The organism is Pararhizobium sp. A13 (assembly GCF_040126305.1).
In the GTDB taxonomy this organism is placed as follows: Bacteria; Pseudomonadota; Alphaproteobacteria; order Rhizobiales; family Rhizobiaceae; genus Pararhizobium.
Genome location: NZ_CP149510.1, coordinates 1,984,740 through 2,007,659 on the forward strand (window position 1 = coordinate 1,984,740; position 22,920 = coordinate 2,007,659).

A 22,920-nucleotide genomic window follows, 5' to 3' on the forward strand; every position below is an offset into this window, starting at 1 on the left:
GGCGACGCCCTTTCTTGAAGAGACGGTTCAGCCGTCGGCTGGTGCGAAGGCGAAGATGCCCTGCATCCGCCCGCCGACCGGTGAAACGCCCATGGTCGAGGTGCCGACGCAGAAAACCAGCATGGTACCGCCGTCCTCCTCCTGTAGCGTCGTGCAGAAGCAGAAGGAAGACGCCGCCGCGGTCGCCTCTTCAAGGATGTTGAGCACTGTCCTGTGATGATCCTCGTGATAGTTGCGGATGATGTCCAGCAATCCGCAGAGCTTGTCGCCAAGGCCGTGCCGGGTTTTGGTTGCCTCCCCAACGGCGAATAGGCCAGTCGAAAGGTCGCAATGCCACCTTTCGATAAGATAGTCCCGCCCCGCCAGCGCCTCGACCCACCCTTCATGAGCACGGCTGTCTTCGGGCAGGATCGTGCCGAATCCCGGTTTCATCAACTGCAGCATGCCGTCTTCCGCTCCTTGCTCTCCCGCCGCAAAGGCGGCTTTTGCAAAAACGAGACAGTTTTTGCCATCAAGGCGGTTACGCCGTGAAATAGGGCTTTACCCGCCACGAAAAAAGAATTGTTCTTGTGTTTCATCGTTCCGTTGCAGATTGCGTGAAACGCTCCTCATGAAATTGAAAATAGTGCACAAAAACCGCAACTTAAATGCCGTAGATTGATCATTTGCTAACCCCTTGGTTTTGATTCTGCAAGTTGCTCAATCCTGGATTTTGGAAACACGACATGTCGGCGATTTTGGCGCAGGGCGAACTGGTTAGGCAGCTTCGGGACTACCGGCTGAAGGCGGGCTTGAGCCAGGGCGACATCGCCTGGAAGCTCGGCTTTTCCCTGCCGACGGTTTCGCGCTGGGAGCGCGGCATCTCGACACCCGATCTGCGCGCCACCGGCGCGATCGTCGATTTCTTGCGCCGGGCCGACGTCTATGCTGGAAAGGTGTTGTTGCGGTCGATCGTCAATGCACGTGACAGCCGCAACCTCTGGGAAGGTGAGGATATCCGCTATCTCGCCGGCTCGCGGCAGGAATTTGCCGAAACGCCGCAGATGCGGGCGATGGTCGGCAGGAGCATCCGCCGCTATATGACCGGGCTTTACCATGACTTCATCGAGGACCGCGCCATCGTTTCCAGCCTCAAGGCGGGTGAGCTCGCCAGCATCGATTTCTACGGCGGCGCGGCCATGTCGGTCACCAGCATTCCGGACGGCTTCGTGCAGTTCAAGCGGATGAGCTTCCAGTCGGAGCTTAAAGGCGTCATCCGCGGCGACACCCATTCCATCCTTATTCCCGAAGCCGAGGCGCCGATGGCCGAGGGCGCGGTGATCCATAACTGGGACACGCTGTCGCGTCCGCTGTAGCGCATGTCGCCCAAAATTGTGTAGCGGTTTTGGGAGAACGACATGCAGGGAAACAAAATGCTGATGTGCGTCCGACGACGCGCATCATCCCGCGCAAGACCGCGCAAAGACTTGCCGCCTTGGCCTTGATCGGATAGGGAAAGCGCCAATTCCCATGACCGATCAACCATGACCGATCGACGCTGAAAGTGCGGACCCCCATGAACGACAAAAAGAAGAAGCCACAGAAGCTGAAGGCGCGTCTGCCGCGCGGTTTCGTCGATCGCTCCGCCGCCGATATCCGTGCCGTCGACGAGATGACCGGCAAGATCCGCGAAGTCTATGAGCGCTACGGTTTCGATCCCGTCGAGACGCCGCTGTTCGAATATACCGACGCGCTCGGAAAATTCCTGCCCGACAGCGACCGCCCGAACGAAGGCGTCTTCTCGCTGCAGGATGACGACGAGCAGTGGATGAGCGCGCGCTATGACCTGACCGCCCCGCTGGCCCGCCACGTCGCGGAAAATTTCAACGACATTCAGCTGCCCTACCGCACCTACCGCGCCGGTTACGTCTTCCGCAACGAGAAGCCGGGCCCGGGCCGTTTCCGCCAGTTCATGCAGTTCGACGCCGACACGGTCGGCGCCGCCGGCGTCCAGGCCGATGCCGAAATGTGCATGATGATGGCCGATACGATGGAAGCGCTCGGCATCAAGCGTGGGGACTATGTGATCCGGGTCAACAACCGCAAGGTTCTCGACGGAGTACTCGAGGCGATCGGGCTTGGCGGCGATGAGAATGCCAATGCCCGGCTGAATGTGCTGCGAGCGATCGACAAGCTTGATAAGTTTGGAGTCGAGGGTGTTAAGTTGCTGCTCGGTCCCGGTCGAAAGGACGAAAGCGGCGATTTCACCAAGGGGGTCGGATTGAACCCCAACGCTGTCAGTATGCTAATGCACTTCATTGAGCGTTCCAACTCGTCCGCCGCCCAAATGCGCGAGGCGGCGGCAGTTGGAAACTTATTCGAGAATGCAATTGATCAGGGTTATTTTCTTCTCAAGGAAGACGGCACCTCTTTCTACGATTCTCAACTTTGCATCGATGGCCACAACGAGCTTGAAGGAATTCGGACTCTGGTCCGTGCTGGCGGCTACGGCATGGATCGAATCATCATTGACCCCTCCGTCGTCCGCGGCCTCGAATACTACACCGGTCCCGTCTTCGAAGCCGAGCTCCAGTTCGCCGTCACCAACGAAAAGGGCGAAAAGGTCGTCTTCGGCTCGGTCGGCGGCGGCGGGCGCTATGACGGCCTCGTCTCGCGCTTCATGGGCCAGCCAGTCCCGGCCACCGGTTTCTCCATCGGCGTTTCGCGCCTGATGACGGCGCTGAAGAATCTTGGCAAGCTCGGCATGGAAGAGGTCATCGCCCCGGTCGTCGTCTGCGTCATGGACCGCGACACGGAAAGCCTCGGCAAGTACCAGCAGTTCACGCAACAGTTGCGCCATGCCGGCATCCGGGCCGAAATGTATCAGGGCAACAAGAAGAATTTCGGCGACCAGTTGAAATATGCCGACCGCCGTGGCTCACCGCTCGCCATCATCCAGGGCGGAGACGAGCGCGCCCAAGGTGTCGTGCAGATCAAGGACCTGATCGAGGGCAAGCGCCTCTCCGGCGAGATCGAGGACAACACGGCCTGGCGCGAGGCCCGCGTGGCGCAGGTCTCTGTGCCGGAGGGCGACCTCGTCGCCAAGGTGCGCGAGATGCTGGCGGCGCAGGCCGAGGACCGGGCGCGGACAAACAGGGGCGCTTGAGGATGGGGAGAGTTTACCCCCCTCTGTCAGCTTTGCTGACATCTCCCCCTCAAGGCGGGAGATCGTTCTTTTCGCATGCTGGCCCTTCAATTCGACAGACATTTGATGGAATGCAGGATCAAAGCGGCTCGCTCCCGATCTCCCCCCTTGAGGGGGAGATGTCACGCAGTGACAGAGGGGGGTATAGCGAACCTTCCCCCGGGGCAGAACGCCGATGGTGAGGCTCCTTTCCATTGATCATGTTCAGCTTGCCATGCCGGCGGGTGGAGAAGATCAGGCCCGTGCCTTCTACTCCCGACAGCTCGGCATTCCCGAACGGCCGAAGCCAGCCAACTTGGCGGGACGTGGCGGCTGCTGGTTCGAAACAGGCGCGTTGAAGGTTCATCTCGGTGTCGAGCAGGATTTTCGACCTGCGCTCAAGGCTCACCCGGCTTTCCTGGTTGACGATGTCGCGTCCCTGGCGAAAAAGCTGAAGGCTGCGGGCTGCCGGGTTGTTGAAGATGAGCCGCTGGAGGAATATGAGCGGGTCTATGTCTACGATCCGTTCGGTAACCGCATCGAACTGATCCAACCCTTGGCGCTTTGAAGGAAAACTGTCGCTTCATGCCCCTGATCAACCTCCCAGCCTTTGCTGCCGATCTGCTGGCCGATTTCGAGCGGCTGGGGACGTTGCGCGTCGATACGCCGGTGATCCAGCCGGCCGAACCGTTTCTCGATATGGCAGGCGAAGACCTGCGCCGCCGTATTTTCATGACGGAGAGCGAGACGGGAAAAAGCCTGTGCCTGCGCCCGGAATTCACCATTCCCGTCTGCCTGCGCCATATCGAGACTGCGACGGGCACGCCGCAGCGCTATTCCTATCTCGGCGAAATCTTTCGTCAGCGCCGGGAAGGTGCCAACGAATTCTACCAGGCCGGCATCGAGGACCTGGGCGAAACGGATGTGGCCGGCGCCGATGCCCGTGCCATCAGTGATGCCATCGACATCCTCACGGCGCGTCTGCCGGGCAGGCGCTTCAGGGTGACGCTTGGCGATCAGTCGGTCTTCGAAGCTGTGGTCGCCGCCTGCGGCCTGCCTGCCGGCTGGCAGAAGCGGCTGATCCATGCCTTCGGCAATTCCGCGCAGATTGATGCGTTGCTGACGCGGCTTTCGAGCCCGCAGCCGGTGACGGGCCTCAGTCCGGAGATCGAGGCGCTGCTGGCGTCGGGTGATGACGCGACGCTGATCGCCCATCTCGACGAGACCATGGAAGCAACCGGCTATTCCACCAATGCCAGTCGCAGCCCGAAGGAAATTGCAGCAAGGCTGAAGGAGAAGCGGGCGCTGGAAAAGACCGCGCTCGATGGCCGCACACTCGGCCTCTTGCGTGAGTTCCTGTCGCTGAGCGTACCGCTCGCCGCCGCGCCCGCCGCACTTTTTGCCTTCGCGAAAAAATCCGGCCTGACGCTGGACGGCGCCCTGTCGCGCTTCGATGCGCGGGTGGCGGCGCTTGGCAATGCCGGCGTCGATCCGGGCCTTCTCACCTACCGCGCCGCCTTCGGACGCCCGCTCGATTATTATACTGGTCTCGTCTTCGAGATCGTCATCGACGGCTCCTCGGCGGTGCTGGCCGGCGGCGGCCGCTTCGACCGGCTGATGACGCTGCTCGGCGCCAAAAAGCGCATTCCGGCCGTCGGCTTCGCGCTCTGGCTCGACCGGATCGAACAGGCGCTGGCGCAGCGAGAAGGGGAGGCCGCCCGATGACCATCACGATCGCTCTGCCCTCCAAGGGCCGGATGAAGGACGACGCCTCCGCCATCTTCGAAAAGGCCGGCATGAAGATCGTCGCCGTCGGCAACGAGCGGTCCTATCGCGGCCGCGTCGAAGGTCTGGATGACGTCGAGATCGCCTTCCTCTCGGCCTCCGAAATCTCCCGCGAGATCGGCAACGGCTCGATCGATTTCGGCGTGACCGGCGAAGACCTGATCCGCGAGGGGCTTTCGGAAGCCGATGCCCGCGTCGAATTCTGCGCCCGGCTCGGTTTCGGCCATGCCGATGTCGTCGTTGCTGTTCCGGAAATCTGGCTCGATGTCGATACCATGGCCGATCTCGGCGACGTCGCGGCCGATTTCCGTGCCCGCCATGGGCGGCGCTTGGCGATCGCCACGAAATACTGGCGGCTGACGCAGCAGTTCTTCTCCGCGAAGCACGGCATCCAGCTCTACCGCATCGTCGAAAGCTTAGGAGCCACAGAAGGCGCGCCGGCCTCCGGCTCCGCCGATATCATCGTCGACATCACCTCGACCGGCTCGACACTGAAGGCCAACCACCTGAAGATCCTGTCGGACGGCATCATGCTCAAGTCCGAGGCTTGCCTAGTGCGGGCGCGCAAGGCGGAGCATGAGGGAGACCCGCTGGTGGCGAAGATAACCGAGGCTGTGAACGAGGCTCTTGCATAGGGGCGCCTTGCTGGAAAGGTTCGGGGAAGGCGCCGCAAAAATATGCACGCGCCTGCCTAACATTTTGGACACCACTGTCCTATGTTAGGACTCCCATCTCAAGGAGTCCTCCATGGCCGATCTCGCTGCTTTTCCGATCACCACCCGCTGGCCCGCCAAAAATCCCGGTATCATTCAGCTTTACTCCCTGCCAACGCCGAATGGCGTGAAGATTTCCATCGCCTTGGAAGAGCTTGGTCTGGCCTATGAGCCGCACCGGATCGATTTCGGCAACAACGACCAGAAGTCGCCGGAGTTCATTTCGCTCAATCCGAACGGCCGCATCCCGGCGATCATCGATCCCAACGGTCCGGATGGAAAGCCGATCGGTCTGTTCGAGTCCGGCGCCATCCTGGTCTACCTTGCGGAAAAGACCGGCAAGCTGATCCCCGCCGATGCTGCCGGTCGTTACGAGACACTCTGCTGGGTGATGTTCCAGATGGGAGGTGTCGGGCCGATGTTCGGCCAGTTCGGTCATTTCTTCAAATTCGCCGCCGACAAGGTCGCCAACAATTCCTATCCGATGGAGCGCTATCGCGACGAGTCCAAGCGGCTGCTCAGCGTTCTGGAAGGCCGTCTGGAGGGCCGTCAGTGGCTGATGGGCGACGACTATACGATCGCCGATATCGCCACCTATCCGTGGATCGAGGGCGCGCGCAAATTCTATGGCGGCGCCGATGTGCTGGAGTATTCGAGCTTCCCGAATGTGATGGCCTGGGTCGATCGCGGCCTCGCCCGCCCGGCCACGCAGAAGGGCATGGAAATCCCCAGGCGCGATTGATTGCTTCATTCCATGCTGTCCGCCCGAGTTGACGAGACCCATGTTGACGTTGCTTGGGCGGACGGGCTACGTCTCGGGAAAAGAAGCTTTCTCGACGGGTGGAACAATCGTGGCAGGTAGACTTGTTGTTGCGGGCGGCGGACAGGCCGCCTTTGCCTTGGTGGCGAAGCTTCGGGGCCTGAAGGACGAGCGTCCGGTGACGATCGTCGCCGCGGAAGCAAGCTACCCTTATCAGCGTCCGCCGCTCTCAAAGAAATATCTGCTGCGCGAAATGGATCTCGACCGGCTGCTGTACCGGCCGGAGAACTGGTACGGTGAGCACAATGTCGATGTGCGGCTTTCGACAACCGTCACAGCCATCGACCGCGCCACCAAGACCGTGGCGCTCAGCGACGGTTCCAAACTCGACTATGATGTGCTGGCGCTTGCCACCGGCTCGACCCCGCGGAAACTGCCTGCCAGCGTCGGCGGCGATCTCGATGGTGTCTTCGTCGTGCGCGATTTCACCGATGCCGATCGTCTTGCGGATGAATTGAAGCCTGGCCGGCATGCCCTGATCATCGGCGGTGGTTATATCGGCCTGGAAGCGGCCGCAGTCGCGCGCAGCAGCGGCCTCGATGTCACGGTCATCGAGATGGCCGACCGCATCCTGCAACGCGTCGCCTCGGCTGCGACCTCGAAACTGGTGCGTGATATCCACACGATACGCGGCGTCGATATTCGCGAAGGCACCGGCCTTGTTCGGCTGACCGGCAGGGATGGCCATGTGGCCGCCGCCGAATTGACCGATGGCTCGACGATCGCGGTCGATCTGGTGATCGTCGGCATCGGCGTGACGGCCAATGACGCGCTGGCCCACGACGCCGGCCTTGACGTCGCCAATGGTATCGTCGTCGACCAGTTCGGTCGCACCTTGGATCCCGACATCCACGCCATGGGAGACTGTGCGGTGCTGCCGTGGAAGGGTATGCGCATCCGGCTTGAATCGGTCCAGAACGCCGTTGATCAGGCGGAGGCGGTGGCTGCCCTCCTTGCCGGCGGCGAGGCGCCCTATGATCCGAAACCCTGGTTCTGGTCCGATCAGTATGACGTCAAGCTGCAAATCGCCGGCTTCGGTCTCGGCCATGACGAGACGATCGTACGCAAAGGCCAGCGCGAGGGTAGCGTCTCCGTCTGGTACTTCATGCAGGGCAAGCTGATCGCAGTGGATGCGCTCAACGATGCGAAGGCCTATGTGACGGGCAAGAAACTGCTCGATCTGGGGCTGACGCCGGACCGCGCCATCCTAGAAAACCCTGAAGCGGACTTGAAGACGCTGCTGCCGTGACTGGCCACCACCCTACTGATGGTGGCTGAAAATCCGCCCCTTTGTTTCCAGTTGGAAACGGGGAAAGAAGAAGACGCCGAGCATCGACCCGCAATAACGCTGTTCCAGTCCGCTCGATTCACCGACACAGAAGACCGGCTGTTTCTGGCCGGACGCCAGGATGATGGTGGTCGAAAAGCAGAAGGACGAGGACGTCGTTGCCGCCTGCTCGAAAAGTCGTAGAACATGATTGCGATCGGCGCTGTCATAGCAGCGCACGAGATTGAGCAGGCCGCATTCGGGCTGGTGCAGGCCGTGCATCGCCGCAGCGCTTTCGCCAAGCCGAAACAAGCCGTTCGAGAGATTGCCGGCCCATCCTTCTGAAAAGCAGAACTGGTTCAACAATTTCTGCCCGCTTTCGCCAAGCGCCAAGGAATCTGCGTCGGAAAACTGGGAAAGACCCGTTCTTGCAATCCTAAACATGGGCGGCCCCGAAATATGCGCAAAGTCTGAAATTCATTCGCCTATTCCCATCAAGGGTTCGAAAGAAACAATTTCTATTTGCAAGCAAGTATCAGGGGCGCGGCAAATACGTTTACCGGTCCTGTAATCTATAACTGATGCAAAGTTCGACTTTCAAGTCCTGACCGGGTTTCGTCCAGGAAAAAACAAAATGACGCGAGAAGAAATTAATTTGTATTATAATTGAAGATAAAAACGATGTCAGACGCACAGTTAGTATAGAAAAATTGCACAATCTTGTTGTCGATTTTTCTAAATATTACATACCTGTGAATCTAGGTTCACTTGGAGCGCAGTTATAATTACTTTTGCTCCCGCTTCAATAGTCTTCTGACAAATATTTTGCGGTCTGGAGTGGATATTCCCGATTGCAAGGCGTTTCCATGAATGCAATCAGAACATGATTCGCGCACCTTTAGGCAATGGGCAAAATGCCGTAGATGCGGACCTTTCTTGGGGGCATCAATCAACTTTTGTATCCCGATCGGAAAAAGGGCGGACCTCGCGGCCCGCCCTCTCTCAATCCGGAAACCCGGAAAGTCTTGTCGTCGTCATTTGTGATAGGGCAGACGCCTTATCACGTCATGCCGCCCATGCCGCCACTTCAGCGCGCTTGGCGCGCTGAAGCACTTTAGATCATGGGCGAAGCTGTATGGTCGTCATTCGTGATAAGGCAGACGCCTTATCACATCATGCCGCCCATGCCGCCCATGCCACCCATGTCGGGCATGCCGCCGCCAGCAGATTCCTTCTTCGGAAGTTCTGCAATCATGGCTTCGGTCGTGACGAGCAGACCGGCAACCGAAGCTGCGTTCTGCAGAGCCGTGCGGACAACCTTGACCGGATCGACGATACCCATGGCGATCATGTCGCCATATTCGCCGGTCTGGGCGTTGTAGCCGTAGTTGTCGGTGCCGCTTTCGAGGATCTTGCCAACAACGATCGAACCTTCGTCGCCGGCGTTTTCAGCGATCTGGCGAACCAGCGACTGCAGCGCCTTGCGGACGATGTTGATGCCGGCCGTCTGGTCGTCGTTTGCGCCCTTGATGTTGAGGACGGTCGAAGCACGCAGCAGGGCCGTACCACCGCCAGGAACGATACCTTCCTGAACGGCAGCGCGCGTTGCGTTGAGCGCGTCGTCGATACGGTCCTTCTTTTCCTTCACTTCGATTTCAGTCGCACCGCCGACGCGGATGACGGCAACGCCGCCAGCGAGCTTGGCCAGGCGTTCCTGCAGCTTTTCGCGGTCGTAGTCGGAGGTGGTTTCTTCGATCTGACCCTTGATCTGGGCAACGCGGCCTTCGATCTCGGCCTTCTGGCCATGACCGTCGACGATCGTGGTGTTTTCCTTGGAGATCGAGATCTTCTTCGCACGGCCGAGCATTTCGAGCGTGACGTTTTCGAGCTTGATGCCGATGTCTTCGGAGATGACCTGACCACCGGTCAGGATGGCGATGTCTTCCAGCATGGCCTTGCGGCGATCGCCGAAGCCCGGAGCCTTGACGGCAGCAATCTTCAGGCCGCCACGCAGCTTGTTGACGACGAGGGTCGCAAGCGCTTCGCCTTCGACGTCTTCCGAGATGATGAGGAGCGGCTTGCCGGTCTGAACGACAGCTTCGAGAACCGGAAGCATGGCCTGCAGGTTGGAGAGCTTCTTCTCATGGAGAAGGATGTAAGCGTCGTCCAGTTCGGCAACCATCTTTTCCGGGTTGGTGACGAAGTAAGGGCTCAGATAGCCGCGGTCGAACTGCATGCCTTCGACGACTTCGAGTTCGGTGTCGGCGGTCTTGGCTTCTTCAACCGTGATGACGCCTTCATTGCCGACCTTCTGCATCGCGTCAGCGATGTACTGGCCGATTTCCTTTTCGCCGTTGGCAGAGATCGTGCCGACCTGGGCCACTTCTTCCGAAGTGTTGATCTTCTTGGCCTTGGCAACGATGTCCTTGACGATGGCGGCAACCGCAAGGTCGATACCGCGCTTCAGGTCCATCGGGTTCATGCCGGCGGCAACGCTCTTGGCGCCTTCGCGGACGATGGCCTGTGCCAGAACCGTTGCAGTCGTCGTGCCGTCGCCGGCGATGTCGTTGGTCTTCGAAGCAACTTCGCGGACCATCTGGGCGCCCATGTTTTCGAACTTGTCTTCGAGTTCGATTTCCTTGGCGACGGAAACGCCGTCCTTGGTGATGCGCGGTGCGCCGAACGACTTGTCGATGATGACGTTACGGCCCTTCGGACCGAGCGTTACCTTGACGGCGTCAGCGAGGATGTCGACGCCGCGCAGCATCTTTTCGCGCGCGGTGCGGCCGAACTTGATTTCTTTGGCTGCCATTTTAAAAACTCCCGGGCTGATGCCCAATTGGTTTTATGGAATTGAAGAGAAGGGAACCGGCCAGGATCAGCCGATAACGCCCATGATGTCGGCTTCCTTCATGATCAGAAGGTCTTCGCCGTTGAGCTTGACTTCGGTGCCCGACCACTTGCCGAACAGGACGCGGTCGCCAGCCTTGACGTCGAGAGCGATGAGAGCGCCCTTGTCGTCACGGGTGCCGGTGCCGACGGCGACGATTTCGCCTTCCTGCGGCTTTTCCTTGGCGGTGTCCGGTATGATGATGCCGCCCTTGGTCTTTGCTTCAGACTCGACGCGGCGTACGACGACGCGGTCATGCAGAGGACGGAAATTGGTGCTTGTCATTGTCTAATCCCTCGATCAAATGACTTCACGGATCGTGAACCGACCCGATGGATGGATGTTAGCACTCCTATTGCGTGAGTGCTAGCGACCCGGAGATAAGGATGGCCGTCGATTGAGTCAAGAATGGGCCGGCAAGATTCTTTTGCGGCGAAAATGATTGACTTGGTTCCTGCTTTTTTGTCTAATTTGCGCATGGGGTCTGCGAATGCCCCACGAGGCGTCATGCCATCACTTCGCGTCCAATCCCTCGAAAAGGACGTAAACCATGGCCTCGTATAACGCTATTTCCACCGAAAAACTTGTCCGCCTGATCGGAACTCCCAAGGGCCCGGTCATTATCGATGTGCGCGACGATGAGGATTTTGCCGCCCAGCCGCTTCTTCTTCCCGCGTCTTTCCGGCGCCCTTACGCCGACGTGCGGCAATGGGGGGCGGATTATCGCGGCCGCTGGGTGGTCGTGGTCTGCCAGAAGGGCAAGAAGCTGAGCGAGGGCGTCGCCGCCTGGCTGCGAAATACAGGCGCCGGGGCAGAGACGCTGGAAGGCGGGTTCGAAGCCTGGCAGGCGGCTCACCTGCCGCTCGTTCCAGTGGCTGCCCTGCCGGGTGAAAACGCCAATGGCGGAACCGTCTGGGTCACGCGCTCTCGTCCCAAGATCGATCGCATTGCCTGCCCCTGGCTGATCCGTCGCTTCGTCGATCCAGCAGCGACGTTTCTTTTCGTCGCGGCCCCGGAAGTCGAAGCCGTCGCAGATCGTTTCGGCGCGACGCCCTTCGATGTGGAAAATGTCTTCTGGAGCCATAGGGGCGAGGACTGCACCTTCGACACGATGGTCAAGGAATTTGGTCTCTCATTTCCGGCACTTCAGCATCTCACCCTGATTGTCCGCGCGGCCGATACCGACCGGCTCGATCTGGTTCCCGAAGCTGCCGGTCTGCTCGCGGCGTCGCTCGGCCTTTCGCGGATGTTTGCCGACGACCTGGAGCAACTGGAAGCGGGTATGACGCTTTACGACGCCTTCTATCGCTGGGCGCGCGACGCCACACAGGAAAAACACGAATGGGTGTCGCACGTTGCGAAGAAGGCCAAAGACAATGAATGAGGCGGTGCACGTCCAGGCTCCCCCGGTGCATCCGACATTCGCCGAGGCCACGAGGGTCTGGGCAAAGATCGGGCTCTTGAGTTTTGGAGGCCCGGCGGGCCAGATCGCCCTGATGCACAGGGAACTGGTGGAGGAGCGCCGCTGGATTTCCGAGAGCCGGTTTCTGCATGCGCTGAATTTCTGCATGCTCCTACCGGGGCCTGAGGCGCAGCAGTTGGCCACCTATGTCGGCTGGCTGTTGCACGGCAGCCGCGGCGGCATCGTCGCCGGCACGCTGTTCGTGCTCCCGGGTTTTTTCGTCATCCTTGGCCTGTCGTCGGCCTATGCGCTTTTCCAGGAGACGGATTGGCTCACCGCGCTGTTCTTCGGGTTGAAGGCGGCAGTGCTGGCGATCGTCATCGAGGCGGTCATCCGCGTCGGCCGCCGTTCGCTGAAAACCCGCTTTGCCGTGATCGTCGCGGGTCTCGCCTTCGCGGCGCTGTTCTTCTTCGATCTGCCGTTTCCGCTTGTCGTTCTGGCGGCGGGCGTGGCCGGTTACGTCGCTAGCCATGCGCAATCGGCGGAAGGGATAACCATGGCGGCGGCAAAGCAGGCCTTGGCCGACCAGCCCTCGGTCATCGACAGCAATTTCCCGGACGTCGTCCCGTCCTGGGGCCGGGCGGTCCGGGTTTGCGGCGTCTGGGCGGCGCTCTGGAGCGCCCCGTTCGTCATCATCGGCGCAATCCTTGGCTTCGACAACGTCTATGCGGCGATCGGCCTGTTCTTCTCCAAGATGGCGGTGGTGACCTTCGGCGGGGCCTATGCCGTGCTTGCCTATGTCGCCCAGCAGGCCGTCGAGACCTATCACTGGCTGAAGCCCGGCGAGATGCTCGATGGTCTGGCGCTGGCCGAAACGACGCCGGGCCCCCTCGTGCTGGTGCTCTCCTTCGTCGGTTTCATGGCCGCATTTCGCACGCCGCTCGGTCTCGACCCGCTCTGGGCCGGCATGCTTGGGGCGACGCTTGCGACCTGGGTCACCTTCATTCCCTGCTTCCTGTGGATTTTCCTCGGTGCGCCCTATGTCGAGACATTGCGCAACAACAGGGCGCTCTCAGGCGCGCTGGCGGCGATCTCCGCGGCCGTCACCGGCGTCATCCTCAATCTGGCGCTCTGGTTCGGCCTGCACGTTCTTTTTGCGGAGGTCAGCCGATATGCTTTTGGACCGTTGTCGATGCCGCTTCCGGCCTGGCAGACGTTCCAGCCTGCAGCATTCCTGCTCACGCTTCTGGCAGCGCTGCTGCTCTTCAAGCTGAAGCGCGGGATCGTGACCACGCTTGTCGTTTGCGCCGGCGCCGGCTGGCTGATCAGCAGCTTTTAAAAGGCTGATCCGCGTTTCCCAGCCGAATCCTTGGGATTCGGCCGCCAATTTCCGCAAGAAGTCTTGTGTTTTCGGCGCCTGCCTGCGATGTCACCCCGAATATTTTTTCTGCGGGAAGCCAGCATGGCCGTTCGGATCAACAGTTTTCGCGACATCGCCAACCGTTACGATGTTGTTCTGTGCGATGTCTGGGGCGTGCTGCACAATGGTGTCGCGGCCTTCAAGGAAGCTTGCGAGGCGCTGACAGTAGCCCGCGCCAAGGGGCTGACGGTTGTCCTCATCACCAATTCGCCGCGCCCGCATCCCGGCGTCATCGTCCAGATCCGCGGCCTCGGCGTGCCTGATAGCGCCTATGACCGCATCGTCACCTCCGGCGATGTCACCCGCGCGCTGATCTCGGCTGGCCCGAAAAAGATCTATTTCATCGGCGCTGAGCGTGACCTGCCGCTGCTCGATGGTCTCGGCGTCCAGATGGTTTCCTCAGAAGAGGCCGAAATCATCGTCTGCGCCGGCTTTTTCGATGACGAAACGGAAACCGCCGAAGATTATCGCGCAACGCTCTCCGGCATGGCCAGGCGCAAGGTGCCGTTCATCTGCGCCAACCCGGACCTCATCGTCGAACGCGGCCACAGGCTGATCCCCTGCGCCGGCGCCATCGCCAAGGTCTATGCGGAACTGGGTGGCGAAACCCGGATTTCCGGAAAGCCCTACGTGCCGATCTATCGCGCCTCGCTGTCGGAAGCGAAGGCCGTTCGCGGCGGGCTCGATCTGTCGCGGGTGATCGCCGTCGGCGACGGCATGCCGACCGATGTGAAGGGTGCGCAGGATTTCGGCCTCGATATTCTCTATATCAGCGCCGGCATCCATGCGCTCGAGTATATGAATGCTGAAAAGACGGACGAGACGAAACTCGCAGCGTTCCTGAAAGACGAGGGTGCCACGCCGAAATGGTGGATGCCCAGATTGGCTTAGAAAGGTTTGGCCTAAACGACTGGCTTGATCGGACTGGCCTACTGCATAATTCCTTAAATCGGAATCGATTTTGGGATAAAATTATGGAGCATTTCAAAGTGTTACAGCGACCTTTGCGCGTCTGAAAGGACGCGCGGCGCTGTAGAGATGAGACTGGTGTGACGGACATGACGGTTTTCCATCGCAACGAGACCCGCGAACCATTGCCGCAAGCCTTGAGGGGCGGCGTCATCGCCATCGGCAATTTCGACGGCGTACATCGCGGTCACCAGTCGGTGTTGAACCGGGCGCTGGAGGAGGCGCGGGCGCGCCGCGTTCCTGCCCTGGTGCTGACCTTCGAGCCGCATCCGCGCACGGTCTTTCGCCCGGACCATCCGGTCTTCCGTCTGACGCCCGCGCCGCTCAAGGCCCGCATCCTCGAAGGCATGGGCTTTTCGGCCGTGATCGAATATCCGTTCGACCGCACGTTTTCTCAGCTTTCCGCCTCCGATTTCATCCGCTCCGTGCTGATGGACTGGCTGCACGCCGGCCACGTCGTGACCGGTTTCGATTTCCACTTCGGCAAGGGCAGGGAAGGTGGTCCGGCCTTCCTGATGGCGGCCGGCGGCGAAAACGGTTTTGGCGTCACACTCGTCGATGCCTTTCGCGATGAGAACGCCTCGGTGATCTCCTCCAGCCATATCCGCGGGCTGCTCGGCGAGGGTGACGTGGCTCAGGCGGCCGGAATGCTCGGGTATCGTTATACGGTGGAATCGGAAGTGATCGGCGGCAAGCGGCTCGGCCGCACACTTGGCTATCCCACAGCCAACATGCAATTGCCGCCCGAAGTCGAATTGCGCAACGGCATCTACGCCGTGCGCTTCCGCCGCGCCGATGGCCGCATCCACGACGGCGTCGCCAGCTTCGGCAAGCGCCCGACGGTCGACAGCGACGGCATCGCCCTGCTCGAAACCTTCGTCTTCGACTTTTCGGGAGATCTCTACGGCGAAATCTGTTCCGTCTCCTTCTTCGGCCATCTGCGCGACGAGCTGAAGTTCGACGGTCTCGATCCGCTGGTGGTGCAGATGAAGCAGGATGATGCGGAGGCGCGGGCGCTGCTTGCCGGTGTGCGGCCGCTCAGCGAGATCGACCTGCAGATCGCGTTTTAAGCCGCGACCTGGTTGACGCTCAGACCAAATTGGTCGCGTACTGCCTGACACCAGCCGCAGGAGTGCATCCTGCGGCGATTGTGAACCCAACAGGAACGATAGATCGATGGCAAATACGCCTCGCCGACCCGTAAATCCGATGGATGCCGCTGAAGCATTGTTCAAGCCGGCTAAAAAGCCAGTTGCTCCGGTCGTCGAAAGGCGCGCCTTGCCGGAAACCAAAGAACTTGTGTCGATCAAGATCGATAGCGCCGTGCTCGAATATTTTCAAAAGGATGGGCCGGGCTGGCAGGATCGCATCAACGACGCGTTGCGAGCAGTGATGCAGGGCAAACCCGGCGCGTAAATTGCGTCGAGCCCGAATAAGCAGGAGGCACGCTGACGGCGGCACGGCAACGGGGTTGCGCAATACTGCAGCGCCCGTCGCAAGCCTCTTCCTTTTCGCCCGAAAACGTCTTAAACAACCGGCCACCATGACCCGATATCGTCGATTGATGATAGATCAGCGAATTATTGGCCCGGCCTTCCGCGCGTTTTGAATGCCGCCGGAAGGTCCGGGTTTTCGGCGTTTGACAGAAGCGCCTCCGCCATCCCTTGAAGATGTCCCGTTCGCATGCGCGGCGAAACGCGCCCAGAGACGATTGCAAAAGCCATGACCGATACCGCTGAAAAGCTCGACTATTCGAAGACCCTTTATCTGCCCGAAACCGAATTCCCGATGCGCGCCGGCCTGCCGCAGAAGGAGCCGGAGACGGTTGCCCGCTGGCAGAAGATGGAGCTCTACAAGAAGCTCCGCGCCTCCGCTGCCGGCCGCGAAAAATTCGTGCTGCATGACGGCCCACCCTATGCCAACGGCAACATCCATATCGGCCATGCGCTGAACAAGATCCTCAAGGACATCATCACCCGCTCGTTCCAGATGCGCGGCTATGACTCGAACTATGTTCCGGGTTGGGATTGCCACGGCCTGCCGATCGAATGGAAGATCGAGGAAGCCTATCGCGCCAAGGGCAAGAACAAGGACGAGGTCCCGGTCAACGAGTTCCGTCAGGAATGCCGCGACTTCGCCGCCAACTGGATCAACATCCAGTCGGAAGAATTCAAGCGCCTCGGTATCGAGGGCGATTTCGACAATCCCTATACGACGATGGCCTTCCACGCCGAAGCCCGTATCGCCGGCGAACTGCTGAAGATCGCCAAGAGCGGCCAGCTCTATCGCGGCTCGAAGCCGATCATGTGGTCAGTCGTCGAGCGCACGGCGCTGGCGGAAGCCGAGGTCGAGTACCAGGACGTCGAGAGCGACATGATCTGGGTCAAGTTTCCGATCTTGACGGTTGAAGTCGAGCCGGGATCGGGGAAATCAGATCTCCTAGGCGCGGCAGTCGTTATCTGGACCACGACACCCTGGACCATTCCGGGCAACCGCGCCATCGCCTATTCGTCGCGCTACCCCTACGGCCTCTTCGAAGTGACCGCCGCCGAAAACGACTTCGGCCCGCAGCCGGGTGAAAAACTGATCTTTGCCACACGCCTTGCTGATGAAGCGGCGGCGAAGGCGAAGCTGACATTCAAGTTGATCCGGCCTTTGACGGCGGAGGAGCTGGCGGTGGTGACCTGCGCCCATCCGCTGCACGGCCTCGGCGGCGGCTATGACTTCCAGGTTCCCCTGCTTGACGGAGACCACGTCACCGACGATGCCGGCACCGGCTTCGTCCATACCGCTCCCAGCCACGGCCGCGAGGACTTCGACGCCTGGATGGCCAACGTCCGCTTGCTGGAAGAGCGACACATCTCATCGACAATCCCGTTCCCCGTTGACGATGCCGGTTTCTACACGACCGATGCGCCCGGTTTCGGTCCGGACGCCGAAGGCGGCGCCGCGCGCGTTATCGACGACGCCGGCAAGAAGGGCGATGCCAACGATCGCGTCATCAAGGCGCTGATCGCCCGCCACACGCTGTTTGCCCGTGGCCGCCTGAAGCACACCTATCCGCATTCCTGGCGTTCCAAGAAGCCGGTGATCTTCCGCAACACGCCGCAATGGTTCGTCTATATGGACAAGGAGCTTGCCGACGGTACGACGTTGCGTTCGCGCGCGCTGTCTGCCATCGACGAAACCCGCTTCGTGCCCGCCGCCGGCCAGAACCGCCTGCGCGCCATGATCGAGAACCGTCCGGACTGGGTGCTTTCCCGTCAACGCGCCTGGGGCGTGCCGATCGCCGTCTTCGCCGATGAAAAGGGCAACGTCCTGGTCGATGAGGCCGTCAACGCCCGCATTCTCGAAGCCTTCGAAAAGGAAGGCGCCGATGCCTGGTTCGCTGAAGGCGCCAAGGAGCGTTTCCTTGGGCCCGACCATGATCATGGCCGCTGGACGCAGGTCATGGATATCCTCGACGTCTGGTTCGATTCAGGCTCGACCCACACGTTCACCTTGGAAGATCGCCCCGACCTGAAATGGCCGGCGGATGTCTATCTCGAAGGCTCCGACCAGCATCGCGGCTGGTTCCATTCCTCGCTGCTCGAAAGTGCCGCGACCCGCGGCCGTGCGCCCTACAACGCCGTCATCACCCATGGCTTCACCATGGATGAGAAGGGCGAGAAGATGTCGAAGTCCAAGGGCAACGTCACATCGCCGCAGGAGGTCATGAAGGACGCCGGAGCCGATATCCTGCGCCTCTGGGTGGCGACGTCGGACTATGCTGAAGATCTGCGCGTCGGCAAGACGATCATCCAGACGAACATCGATGCCTATCGCAAACTGCGCAACACCATCCGCTGGATGCTCGGCACGCTGGCCCATGACAGGCAAGAAGACATCGCCTTCAACGACATGCCCGAACTCGAGCGGCTGATGCTGCATCGTCTGGCCGAACTCGAACAGATCGTGCGCGATGGCTACGACGCCTTTGACTTCAAGCGCATCGCCCGCGCGCTCATCGATTTCTCGAATGTCGAGCTCTCGGCCTTCTATTTCGATATCCGCAAGGACGCGCTCTATTGTGACGCCCCGTCGAGCCTGCGCCGCCGCGCCAGCCTCGCGGTCATCCGCAAGCTGTTCGAATGCCTGGTGACCTGGCTCGCGCCGGTTCTGCCCTTCACGGCGGAAGAGGCCTGGCTGTCGCGCGATCCGTCCGCGGTCTCCGTCCACCTGGAACAGTTCCCGATCGTGCCGGCCGAATGGCGCGACGAGGCGCTGGCCGAGAAATGGAAGAAGGTCCGCGACGTGCGCCGCGCCGTCACCGGTGCGCTTGAAGTCGAGCGCCGCGACAAGCGTATTGGCTCCTCTCTGGAAGCGGCTCCGATCGTGCACATCGACGATGCCGGCCTGCTGCAGGCGCTGGACGGTCAGGATTTCGCTGAAATCTGCATCACCTCCGGCGTCACGATCGCCGAGGGCCAGGGACCGGAAGGTGCTTTCCGCCTGGACGATCTGTCGACGGTCAGCGTCGAACCCAAGCTTGCGGAAGGCGTCAAATGCGCCCGGTCCTGGCGGATCACCGCCGACGTCGGTTCCGATCCCGCTTTTCCGGACGTGTCCGCCCGTGATGCGGCGGCGCTGCGCGAACTGGGCTTTGCTTCCTAGAGCCGGATGACTTTAGGTCGATTCGACCTAAAATCTGAAGCCGCCTCCAAATCAAAAAACTGGAGCATGATGTCGCCCGAAAACCGCTTCACACTTTCGGCATCATGCTCTTAAGGGATTGTCTGCCGGGTGAATTGCTCTTTTGCAGCTCATCCGGTAGAACCTGCCTGAAAATCGGCGGATTTATCCGTCAAGGGCGCAGCAATGCCGCCTCAGACATCGATCGTGCCGGCGCCGCTGGAAGGGTTTTCATGGGAATGACGCGAGAGTTTCGAGTGTATGCCGGTATTTTCGGCGTTGTCGCTGGCAGCCTGGTCCTGACCGGCTGCATTGGCGGCCCGACCTACGGCACGGACAAGACCGCCGGCGAACACCTGATGGACGACCTCGGCAGCACGGTCAGCCTTGGGGAGAGCAAGCCCAAGAACCTCAAATACCAGCCGCGGCCCGGCCTCGTATTGCCGCCGCAAACGGAGACGGCTTCGCTGGTGCAGCCGCAGCAGAACCTTGCCAGCAAGGACAATCCGCAGTGGCTCGAATCACCGGAAGAAACGCGCCAGCGCCTGCGCGACGAAGCTGATGCCAATGCCGAAAGCTCGACCTATGTTTCGCCGCTGGCCAAATCGAGCGCCAATGGCCGTCGCCTGACGGCCAAGGAGCAGCAAGAGGCCTACCGGGAAGCGCGCAAGATCCAGATGGGCGCTTATGCCGACAAGCGCCGCTTCCTCAGTGACCCGCCGCTCGAATACCGCAAGCTGCCGGAAGAGGCGACGGCGGATCTCGGCGAGCCGGAGCAGGTCAAGGCGCGCCGCCGCAAGAAGGAAGCCGCGATCGCTGGCAGCGGCAAGAAGTGGTGGGATATTTTCTGATCGCCAATGTTTGATATTCGCGAGGCGACGTCAGCCGACGCAGGAACCATCCTGCGTTTCATCACCGAATTGGCAATTTATGAAAACGCCGGCCACGAGGTCGAGGCGACGGTCGAATCTATCACCGAATCCCTGTTCGGCCCGAATTCCGTCTCACACGCAGCGATCTGCGAACGCGATGGTGTTGCCGTCGGTTTTGCCGTGTGGTTCTTCAGCTATTCGACCTGGCAAGCCCGCAACGGCCTTTATCTCGAAGACCTCTACATCACGCCCGAGCAGCGCGGAACCGGCGCCGGACGCCTGATGCTGCGCTATCTGGCACGAATCGCCGTGGAAAAAGGCTGTGGCCGGTTCGAGTGGAGCGTACTCGACTGGAACGAACCGGCGATCAAGGCCTATCAGGCGATCGGTGCCGAGCCGCTGACCGAATGGACGCGCTATCGTTTGTCCGGAGCGGCGCTCGAAAGCTTTGCCGCCGGTTAAGGCCGCCCGCTCAACGCTTCTCTGCAAAAAACTGCTTGAGCACATCCGTCGCTGCCTGCGCTGAAAAACCAGAATAGACGTCGGGTGCATGGTGGCAGGTCGGCTGGCTGAAAAAACGCACGCCGTTGTCGACACCGCCGCCTTTCGGATCCTCGGCGCCGTAGTAGAGCCGCCGCAGCCGAGCAAACGAGATGGCCGCGGCGCACATGGTGCAGGGTTCGAGCGTCACATAGAGGTCAGCACCCGGAAGCCGCTCGTCGCCGATGATGCGACAGGCTTGCCGGATCACTTCGATCTCGGCATGGGCGGTGATGTCATTGAGTTCCCGGGTCCGGTTTCCGGCACGCGCGATGACCTCGCCGCTGAGGACGAGCACGGCGCCGACAGGCACTTCGCCGCGTGCCCCTGCCATCCGGGCTTCTGCCAGCGCCAAATCCATGAAGCGGCTCGTTTCAGCCATCGTTGGAACCCGCGATAATTTCTCTTAACCCTTGGGCCGTGACCTGATAGGACAGCCTCAAAAGGCAGGCAACACAAATGATATTCAAAGACAAGCCCCAGCGGCCCGGCGGCAAGCCGACTGGCCGCGACAAGAAGCCCTATACCGGCGCGCGCAAGACCGCAGCCGCTCATTCGGGCGCTGAAAAGACCGAAGCGGAAAAGCCGCGCAAGCCAAGAGCGGCGGCAGTGGAAACCGTCGATGCGGACGTGCCGCAGCGCATTTCCAAGATTCTGGCGCGCGCCGGCGTTGCTTCGCGGCGCGATATCGAGCGCATGATCATGGAAGGCCGCGTCAGCTTGAATGGCAAAGTGCTGGACACGCCGGTCGTCAATGCGACGCTCGCGGACAAGATCGAAGTCGATGGCCAGCCGATCCGCGGTATCGAGCGCACCCGGCTCTGGCTCTATCACAAGCCGTCCGGCCTGGTGACCACCAATTCCGATCCGGAGGGACGTCCGACCGTATTCGACAACCTGCCGGAGGACCTGCCGCGCGTCCTGTCGATCGGCCGCCTCGATATCAACACCGAGGGCCTGCTGCTGCTCACCAATGACGGCGGTCTGGCCCGCGTTCTCGAACTGCCGTCGACCGGCTGGCTGCGCCGCTACCGCGTGCGCGCCCACGGCGCGATCGACCAGGCGGCACTCGACAAGCTCAAGGACGGCATTGCCGTCGACGGCGTGCTTTATGGCTCGATCGAGGCGACGCTGGACAAGGTCCAGGGCTCGAACGTCTGGATCACCATGGGCCTGCGCGAAGGCAAGAACCGCGAAATCAAGAACGTCATGGGTGCGCTCGGCCTCGACGTGAACCGCCTGATTCGCATTTCCTACGGCCCCTTTCAGCTCGGTGAACTGCCGGAAGGCCGCGCCCAGGAAATTCGCGGCCGCACGCTGCGCGATCAACTCGGCCCGCGTCTGATCGAAGACGCGAAGGCGAATTTTGACGCGCCGATCTTCGACGCTGCCCCTGCGGAGGAAGAAAAGCCGCAAAAAAACGAATGGTCGGCTGGAAAGCCTGAGACCAGGGAACGTGACGCTTTCCGCGAAAAGGCAGGCGACAAGCGCGAACGGGCACTTTCCCGTCTCGATACCAAGCGCGACGATAGAGGCGCTGGGCGTGGCGACCGCAAGGAACGCGGTGCGGAGGCGAAATTCGACGACCGCCCGAAACGCGAACCCGCCCAGCGCCCCCGCAAGGCCAATGTCTGGATGGCGCCGGGTGCCCGGCCGATCGCCGAAAAGAAACCCAAGGATGCGCAGGCAGCGGATGTGGCCGAAAAGCCGGTTCGCCGCGAGCGCCCGGAGGGCGCACCTGCGACCAAGCGCTATGGCCGGACCAAGGATGGTCTGGCGATGAAGTCCAACAAGAAATTCGATCCTGACCGCAAGAAGGCGACCGTCTACGATCGCCCTGATCGCGGCCCGCGCGTCGTGGTCAACCGTGCCGATGACGACGGCGACTGGATCAGGGCGAGCGAAGAGCCGAGCAGAGATGAAGGCCGCGGCAGTGACCGCAAGCGCGGCGGCGACCGCGATGCACGCGGCTTCGGTGATCGCCCGGCTCGCCGCGATGGTGGCGATCGTCCGCGCCGCGACGGTGACAAGCCGTTTGGTGATCGCAAGCCCCGTGCCGAAGGCGCTCGCACGTTCTCCGATCGACCAAGAAGCGACAGCACCCAGGGTGATCGTCCGCAGTCAGACCGTCCGCGCAAGCCGTTCGGCGAAAAGTCCTTCTCTCGCGGGGATGGTGATCGCAAGCCGCGGGACTTCGGCGACCGCCCGCCGCGTGGAGATCGTCCCGTCGGCGACAAGCCGCGCGGCAAGTCCTTTGGCGGCAAGCCGGGCGGCGCCAAGTCCTTCGGTGCAAAAAGCGGCGGCCCGCGTGGTGGCAAACCTGGCGGCGGAAAACCCGGCGGCGGCAAGCCTTCCGGCGGACGCCCGGCGGGTGGCGGCAAGCCGCGCGGACGCGGGAACTAAGCGAA

Annotated in this window: 21 protein-coding genes; 16 read left to right on the forward strand and 5 right to left on the reverse strand. The window is 61.1% G+C overall.

Annotated features, from left to right (window positions below; genetic code table 11):
• Positions 1 to 27 precede the first annotated feature (27 nt).
• On the reverse strand, positions 28 to 444 hold the full coding sequence (locus WI754_RS09580; protein ID WP_349437473.1) for a hypothetical protein: 417 nt from the start codon (positions 442 to 444) through the stop codon (positions 28 to 30).
• A gap of 281 nt (positions 445 to 725) precedes the next feature.
• On the opposite strand from WI754_RS09580, the gene WI754_RS09585 reads away from it, so the two are divergent.
• The 7 genes from WI754_RS09585 to WI754_RS09615 all read left to right on the forward strand — a co-directional run bounded on the left by WI754_RS09585 (position 726) and on the right by WI754_RS09615 (position 7,730).
• Positions 726 to 1,355, forward strand: coding sequence for a helix-turn-helix transcriptional regulator (locus tag WI754_RS09585; protein ID WP_349437475.1), 630 nt, complete (start codon positions 726 to 728; stop codon positions 1,353 to 1,355).
• A gap of 200 nt (positions 1,356 to 1,555) precedes the next feature.
• Positions 1,556 to 3,145: a histidine--tRNA ligase gene (gene hisS / locus WI754_RS09590; RefSeq protein WP_349437476.1), complete on the forward strand. Its 1,590-nt coding sequence runs from the start codon at positions 1,556 to 1,558 to the stop codon at positions 3,143 to 3,145.
• 217 nt (positions 3,146 to 3,362) lie between these two features.
• Positions 3,363 to 3,731, forward strand: coding sequence for a VOC family protein (locus tag WI754_RS09595; RefSeq protein WP_349437781.1), 369 nt, complete (start codon positions 3,363 to 3,365; stop codon positions 3,729 to 3,731).
• A 17-nt stretch (positions 3,732 to 3,748) separates the two neighbouring features.
• Complete coding sequence (locus tag WI754_RS09600; RefSeq protein ID WP_349437478.1) at positions 3,749 to 4,888, forward strand: ATP phosphoribosyltransferase regulatory subunit; 1,140 nt, start codon at positions 3,749 to 3,751, stop codon at positions 4,886 to 4,888.
• Positions 4,885 to 5,583 (forward strand): ATP phosphoribosyltransferase, encoded by a 699-nt coding sequence (hisG, locus tag WI754_RS09605; protein WP_349437480.1) that lies wholly within the window; start codon positions 4,885 to 4,887, stop codon positions 5,581 to 5,583. Before WI754_RS09600 ends, hisG begins: the two co-directional genes overlap by 4 nt.
• A gap of 112 nt (positions 5,584 to 5,695) precedes the next feature.
• Positions 5,696 to 6,403 carry a glutathione binding-like protein gene (locus tag WI754_RS09610; protein WP_349437481.1) on the forward strand — a complete coding sequence of 236 codons (708 nt, stop codon included), beginning with the start codon at positions 5,696 to 5,698 and terminating at the stop codon, positions 6,401 to 6,403.
• 109 nt (positions 6,404 to 6,512) lie between these two features.
• Positions 6,513 to 7,730 carry an FAD-dependent oxidoreductase gene (locus WI754_RS09615; RefSeq protein WP_349437482.1) on the forward strand — a complete coding sequence of 406 codons (1,218 nt, stop codon included), beginning with the start codon at positions 6,513 to 6,515 and terminating at the stop codon, positions 7,728 to 7,730.
• 12 nt (positions 7,731 to 7,742) lie between these two features.
• Here WI754_RS09615 and WI754_RS09620 read toward each other — a convergent pair whose 3' ends face one another.
• The 3 genes from WI754_RS09620 to groES all read right to left on the reverse strand — a co-directional run bounded on the left by WI754_RS09620 (position 7,743) and on the right by groES (position 10,923).
• On the reverse strand, positions 7,743 to 8,192 hold the full coding sequence (locus tag WI754_RS09620; protein ID WP_349437483.1) for a hypothetical protein: 450 nt from the start codon (positions 8,190 to 8,192) through the stop codon (positions 7,743 to 7,745).
• A 724-nt stretch (positions 8,193 to 8,916) separates the two neighbouring features.
• A complete protein-coding gene (groL, locus tag WI754_RS09625) occupies positions 8,917 to 10,560 on the reverse strand; it encodes a chaperonin GroEL (RefSeq protein ID WP_349437485.1) in 1,644 nt (547 codons plus the stop codon).
• Between the two features lie 66 nt (positions 10,561 to 10,626).
• Positions 10,627 to 10,923: a co-chaperone GroES gene (gene groES / locus WI754_RS09630; protein WP_037124760.1), complete on the reverse strand. Its 297-nt coding sequence runs from the start codon at positions 10,921 to 10,923 to the stop codon at positions 10,627 to 10,629.
• A 265-nt stretch (positions 10,924 to 11,188) separates the two neighbouring features.
• Here groES and WI754_RS09635 point away from each other — a divergent pair, with 265 nt between their 5' ends.
• The 8 genes from WI754_RS09635 to WI754_RS09670 all read left to right on the forward strand — a co-directional run bounded on the left by WI754_RS09635 (position 11,189) and on the right by WI754_RS09670 (position 20,434).
• Positions 11,189 to 12,022, forward strand: a complete 834-nt coding sequence (locus WI754_RS09635; protein WP_349437486.1) for a sulfurtransferase/chromate resistance protein — start codon at positions 11,189 to 11,191, stop codon at positions 12,020 to 12,022.
• Entirely contained in the window at positions 12,015 to 13,379 is a 1,365-nt protein-coding gene (chrA, locus tag WI754_RS09640; protein WP_349437487.1) for a chromate efflux transporter, read from the forward strand. Before WI754_RS09635 ends, chrA begins: the two co-directional genes overlap by 8 nt.
• A 123-nt stretch (positions 13,380 to 13,502) precedes the next feature.
• A complete protein-coding gene (locus WI754_RS09645; protein WP_349437489.1) occupies positions 13,503 to 14,351 on the forward strand; it encodes a TIGR01459 family HAD-type hydrolase in 849 nt (282 codons plus the stop codon).
• A 167-nt stretch (positions 14,352 to 14,518) separates the two neighbouring features.
• The gene (locus tag WI754_RS09650; protein WP_349437491.1) at positions 14,519 to 15,499 is read left to right on the forward strand and encodes a bifunctional riboflavin kinase/FAD synthetase; all 981 of its coding nucleotides are present in this window, start codon (positions 14,519 to 14,521) and stop codon (positions 15,497 to 15,499) included.
• A gap of 106 nt (positions 15,500 to 15,605) precedes the next feature.
• Positions 15,606 to 15,845 (forward strand): BrnA antitoxin family protein, encoded by a 240-nt coding sequence (locus WI754_RS09655; RefSeq protein ID WP_349437493.1) that lies wholly within the window; start codon positions 15,606 to 15,608, stop codon positions 15,843 to 15,845.
• Between the two features lie 306 nt (positions 15,846 to 16,151).
• Entirely contained in the window at positions 16,152 to 19,082 is a 2,931-nt protein-coding gene (ileS, locus tag WI754_RS09660) for an isoleucine--tRNA ligase (protein ID WP_349437495.1), read from the forward strand.
• A 251-nt stretch (positions 19,083 to 19,333) separates the two neighbouring features.
• The gene (locus tag WI754_RS09665) at positions 19,334 to 19,951 is read left to right on the forward strand and encodes a hypothetical protein (RefSeq protein WP_349437497.1); all 618 of its coding nucleotides are present in this window, start codon (positions 19,334 to 19,336) and stop codon (positions 19,949 to 19,951) included.
• 6 nt (positions 19,952 to 19,957) lie between these two features.
• The gene (locus WI754_RS09670; protein ID WP_349437499.1) at positions 19,958 to 20,434 is read left to right on the forward strand and encodes a GNAT family N-acetyltransferase; all 477 of its coding nucleotides are present in this window, start codon (positions 19,958 to 19,960) and stop codon (positions 20,432 to 20,434) included.
• 10 nt (positions 20,435 to 20,444) lie between these two features.
• Here the strand turns inward: WI754_RS09670 and WI754_RS09675 are convergent, their stop codons facing one another.
• Positions 20,445 to 20,894, reverse strand: coding sequence for a nucleoside deaminase (locus WI754_RS09675; RefSeq protein ID WP_349437501.1), 450 nt, complete (start codon positions 20,892 to 20,894; stop codon positions 20,445 to 20,447).
• 77 nt (positions 20,895 to 20,971) lie between these two features.
• Here WI754_RS09675 and WI754_RS09680 point away from each other — a divergent pair, with 77 nt between their 5' ends.
• Positions 20,972 to 22,915, forward strand: coding sequence for a pseudouridine synthase (locus WI754_RS09680; protein ID WP_349437502.1), 1,944 nt, complete (start codon positions 20,972 to 20,974; stop codon positions 22,913 to 22,915).
• Positions 22,916 to 22,920: the final 5 nt, after the last annotated feature.

Excerpts from the sequence above, each read along its gene's own strand:
- groES (WP_037124760.1), bottom strand. The coding sequence starts at position 10,923 with ATGACAAGCACCAATTTCCGTCCTCTGCATGACCGCGTCGTCGTACGC.
- WI754_RS09655 (WP_349437493.1), top strand. The coding sequence starts at position 15,606 with ATGGCAAATACGCCTCGCCGACCCGTAAATCCGATGGATGCCGCTGAA.
- WI754_RS09675 (WP_349437501.1), bottom strand. The coding sequence starts at position 20,894 with ATGGCTGAAACGAGCCGCTTCATGGATTTGGCGCTGGCAGAAGCCCGG.
- WI754_RS09650 (WP_349437491.1), top strand. The coding sequence starts at position 14,519 with ATGACGGTTTTCCATCGCAACGAGACCCGCGAACCATTGCCGCAAGCC.
- WI754_RS09670 (WP_349437499.1), top strand. The coding sequence starts at position 19,958 with ATGTTTGATATTCGCGAGGCGACGTCAGCCGACGCAGGAACCATCCTG.
- WI754_RS09600 (WP_349437478.1), top strand. The coding sequence starts at position 3,749 with ATGCCCCTGATCAACCTCCCAGCCTTTGCTGCCGATCTGCTGGCCGAT.
- WI754_RS09620 (WP_349437483.1), bottom strand. The coding sequence starts at position 8,192 with ATGTTTAGGATTGCAAGAACGGGTCTTTCCCAGTTTTCCGACGCAGAT.
- WI754_RS09665 (WP_349437497.1), top strand. The coding sequence starts at position 19,334 with ATGGGAATGACGCGAGAGTTTCGAGTGTATGCCGGTATTTTCGGCGTT.
- WI754_RS09610 (WP_349437481.1), top strand. The coding sequence starts at position 5,696 with ATGGCCGATCTCGCTGCTTTTCCGATCACCACCCGCTGGCCCGCCAAA.
- WI754_RS09585 (WP_349437475.1), top strand. The coding sequence starts at position 726 with ATGTCGGCGATTTTGGCGCAGGGCGAACTGGTTAGGCAGCTTCGGGAC.
- WI754_RS09580 (WP_349437473.1), bottom strand. The coding sequence starts at position 444 with ATGCTGCAGTTGATGAAACCGGGATTCGGCACGATCCTGCCCGAAGAC.
- chrA (WP_349437487.1), top strand. The coding sequence starts at position 12,015 with ATGAATGAGGCGGTGCACGTCCAGGCTCCCCCGGTGCATCCGACATTC.
- hisS (WP_349437476.1), top strand. The coding sequence starts at position 1,556 with ATGAACGACAAAAAGAAGAAGCCACAGAAGCTGAAGGCGCGTCTGCCG.
- hisG (WP_349437480.1), top strand. The coding sequence starts at position 4,885 with ATGACCATCACGATCGCTCTGCCCTCCAAGGGCCGGATGAAGGACGAC.
- groL (WP_349437485.1), bottom strand. The coding sequence starts at position 10,560 with ATGGCAGCCAAAGAAATCAAGTTCGGCCGCACCGCGCGCGAAAAGATG.
- WI754_RS09680 (WP_349437502.1), top strand. The coding sequence starts at position 20,972 with ATGATATTCAAAGACAAGCCCCAGCGGCCCGGCGGCAAGCCGACTGGC.
- WI754_RS09645 (WP_349437489.1), top strand. The coding sequence starts at position 13,503 with ATGGCCGTTCGGATCAACAGTTTTCGCGACATCGCCAACCGTTACGAT.
- WI754_RS09635 (WP_349437486.1), top strand. The coding sequence starts at position 11,189 with ATGGCCTCGTATAACGCTATTTCCACCGAAAAACTTGTCCGCCTGATC.
- ileS (WP_349437495.1), top strand. The coding sequence starts at position 16,152 with ATGACCGATACCGCTGAAAAGCTCGACTATTCGAAGACCCTTTATCTG.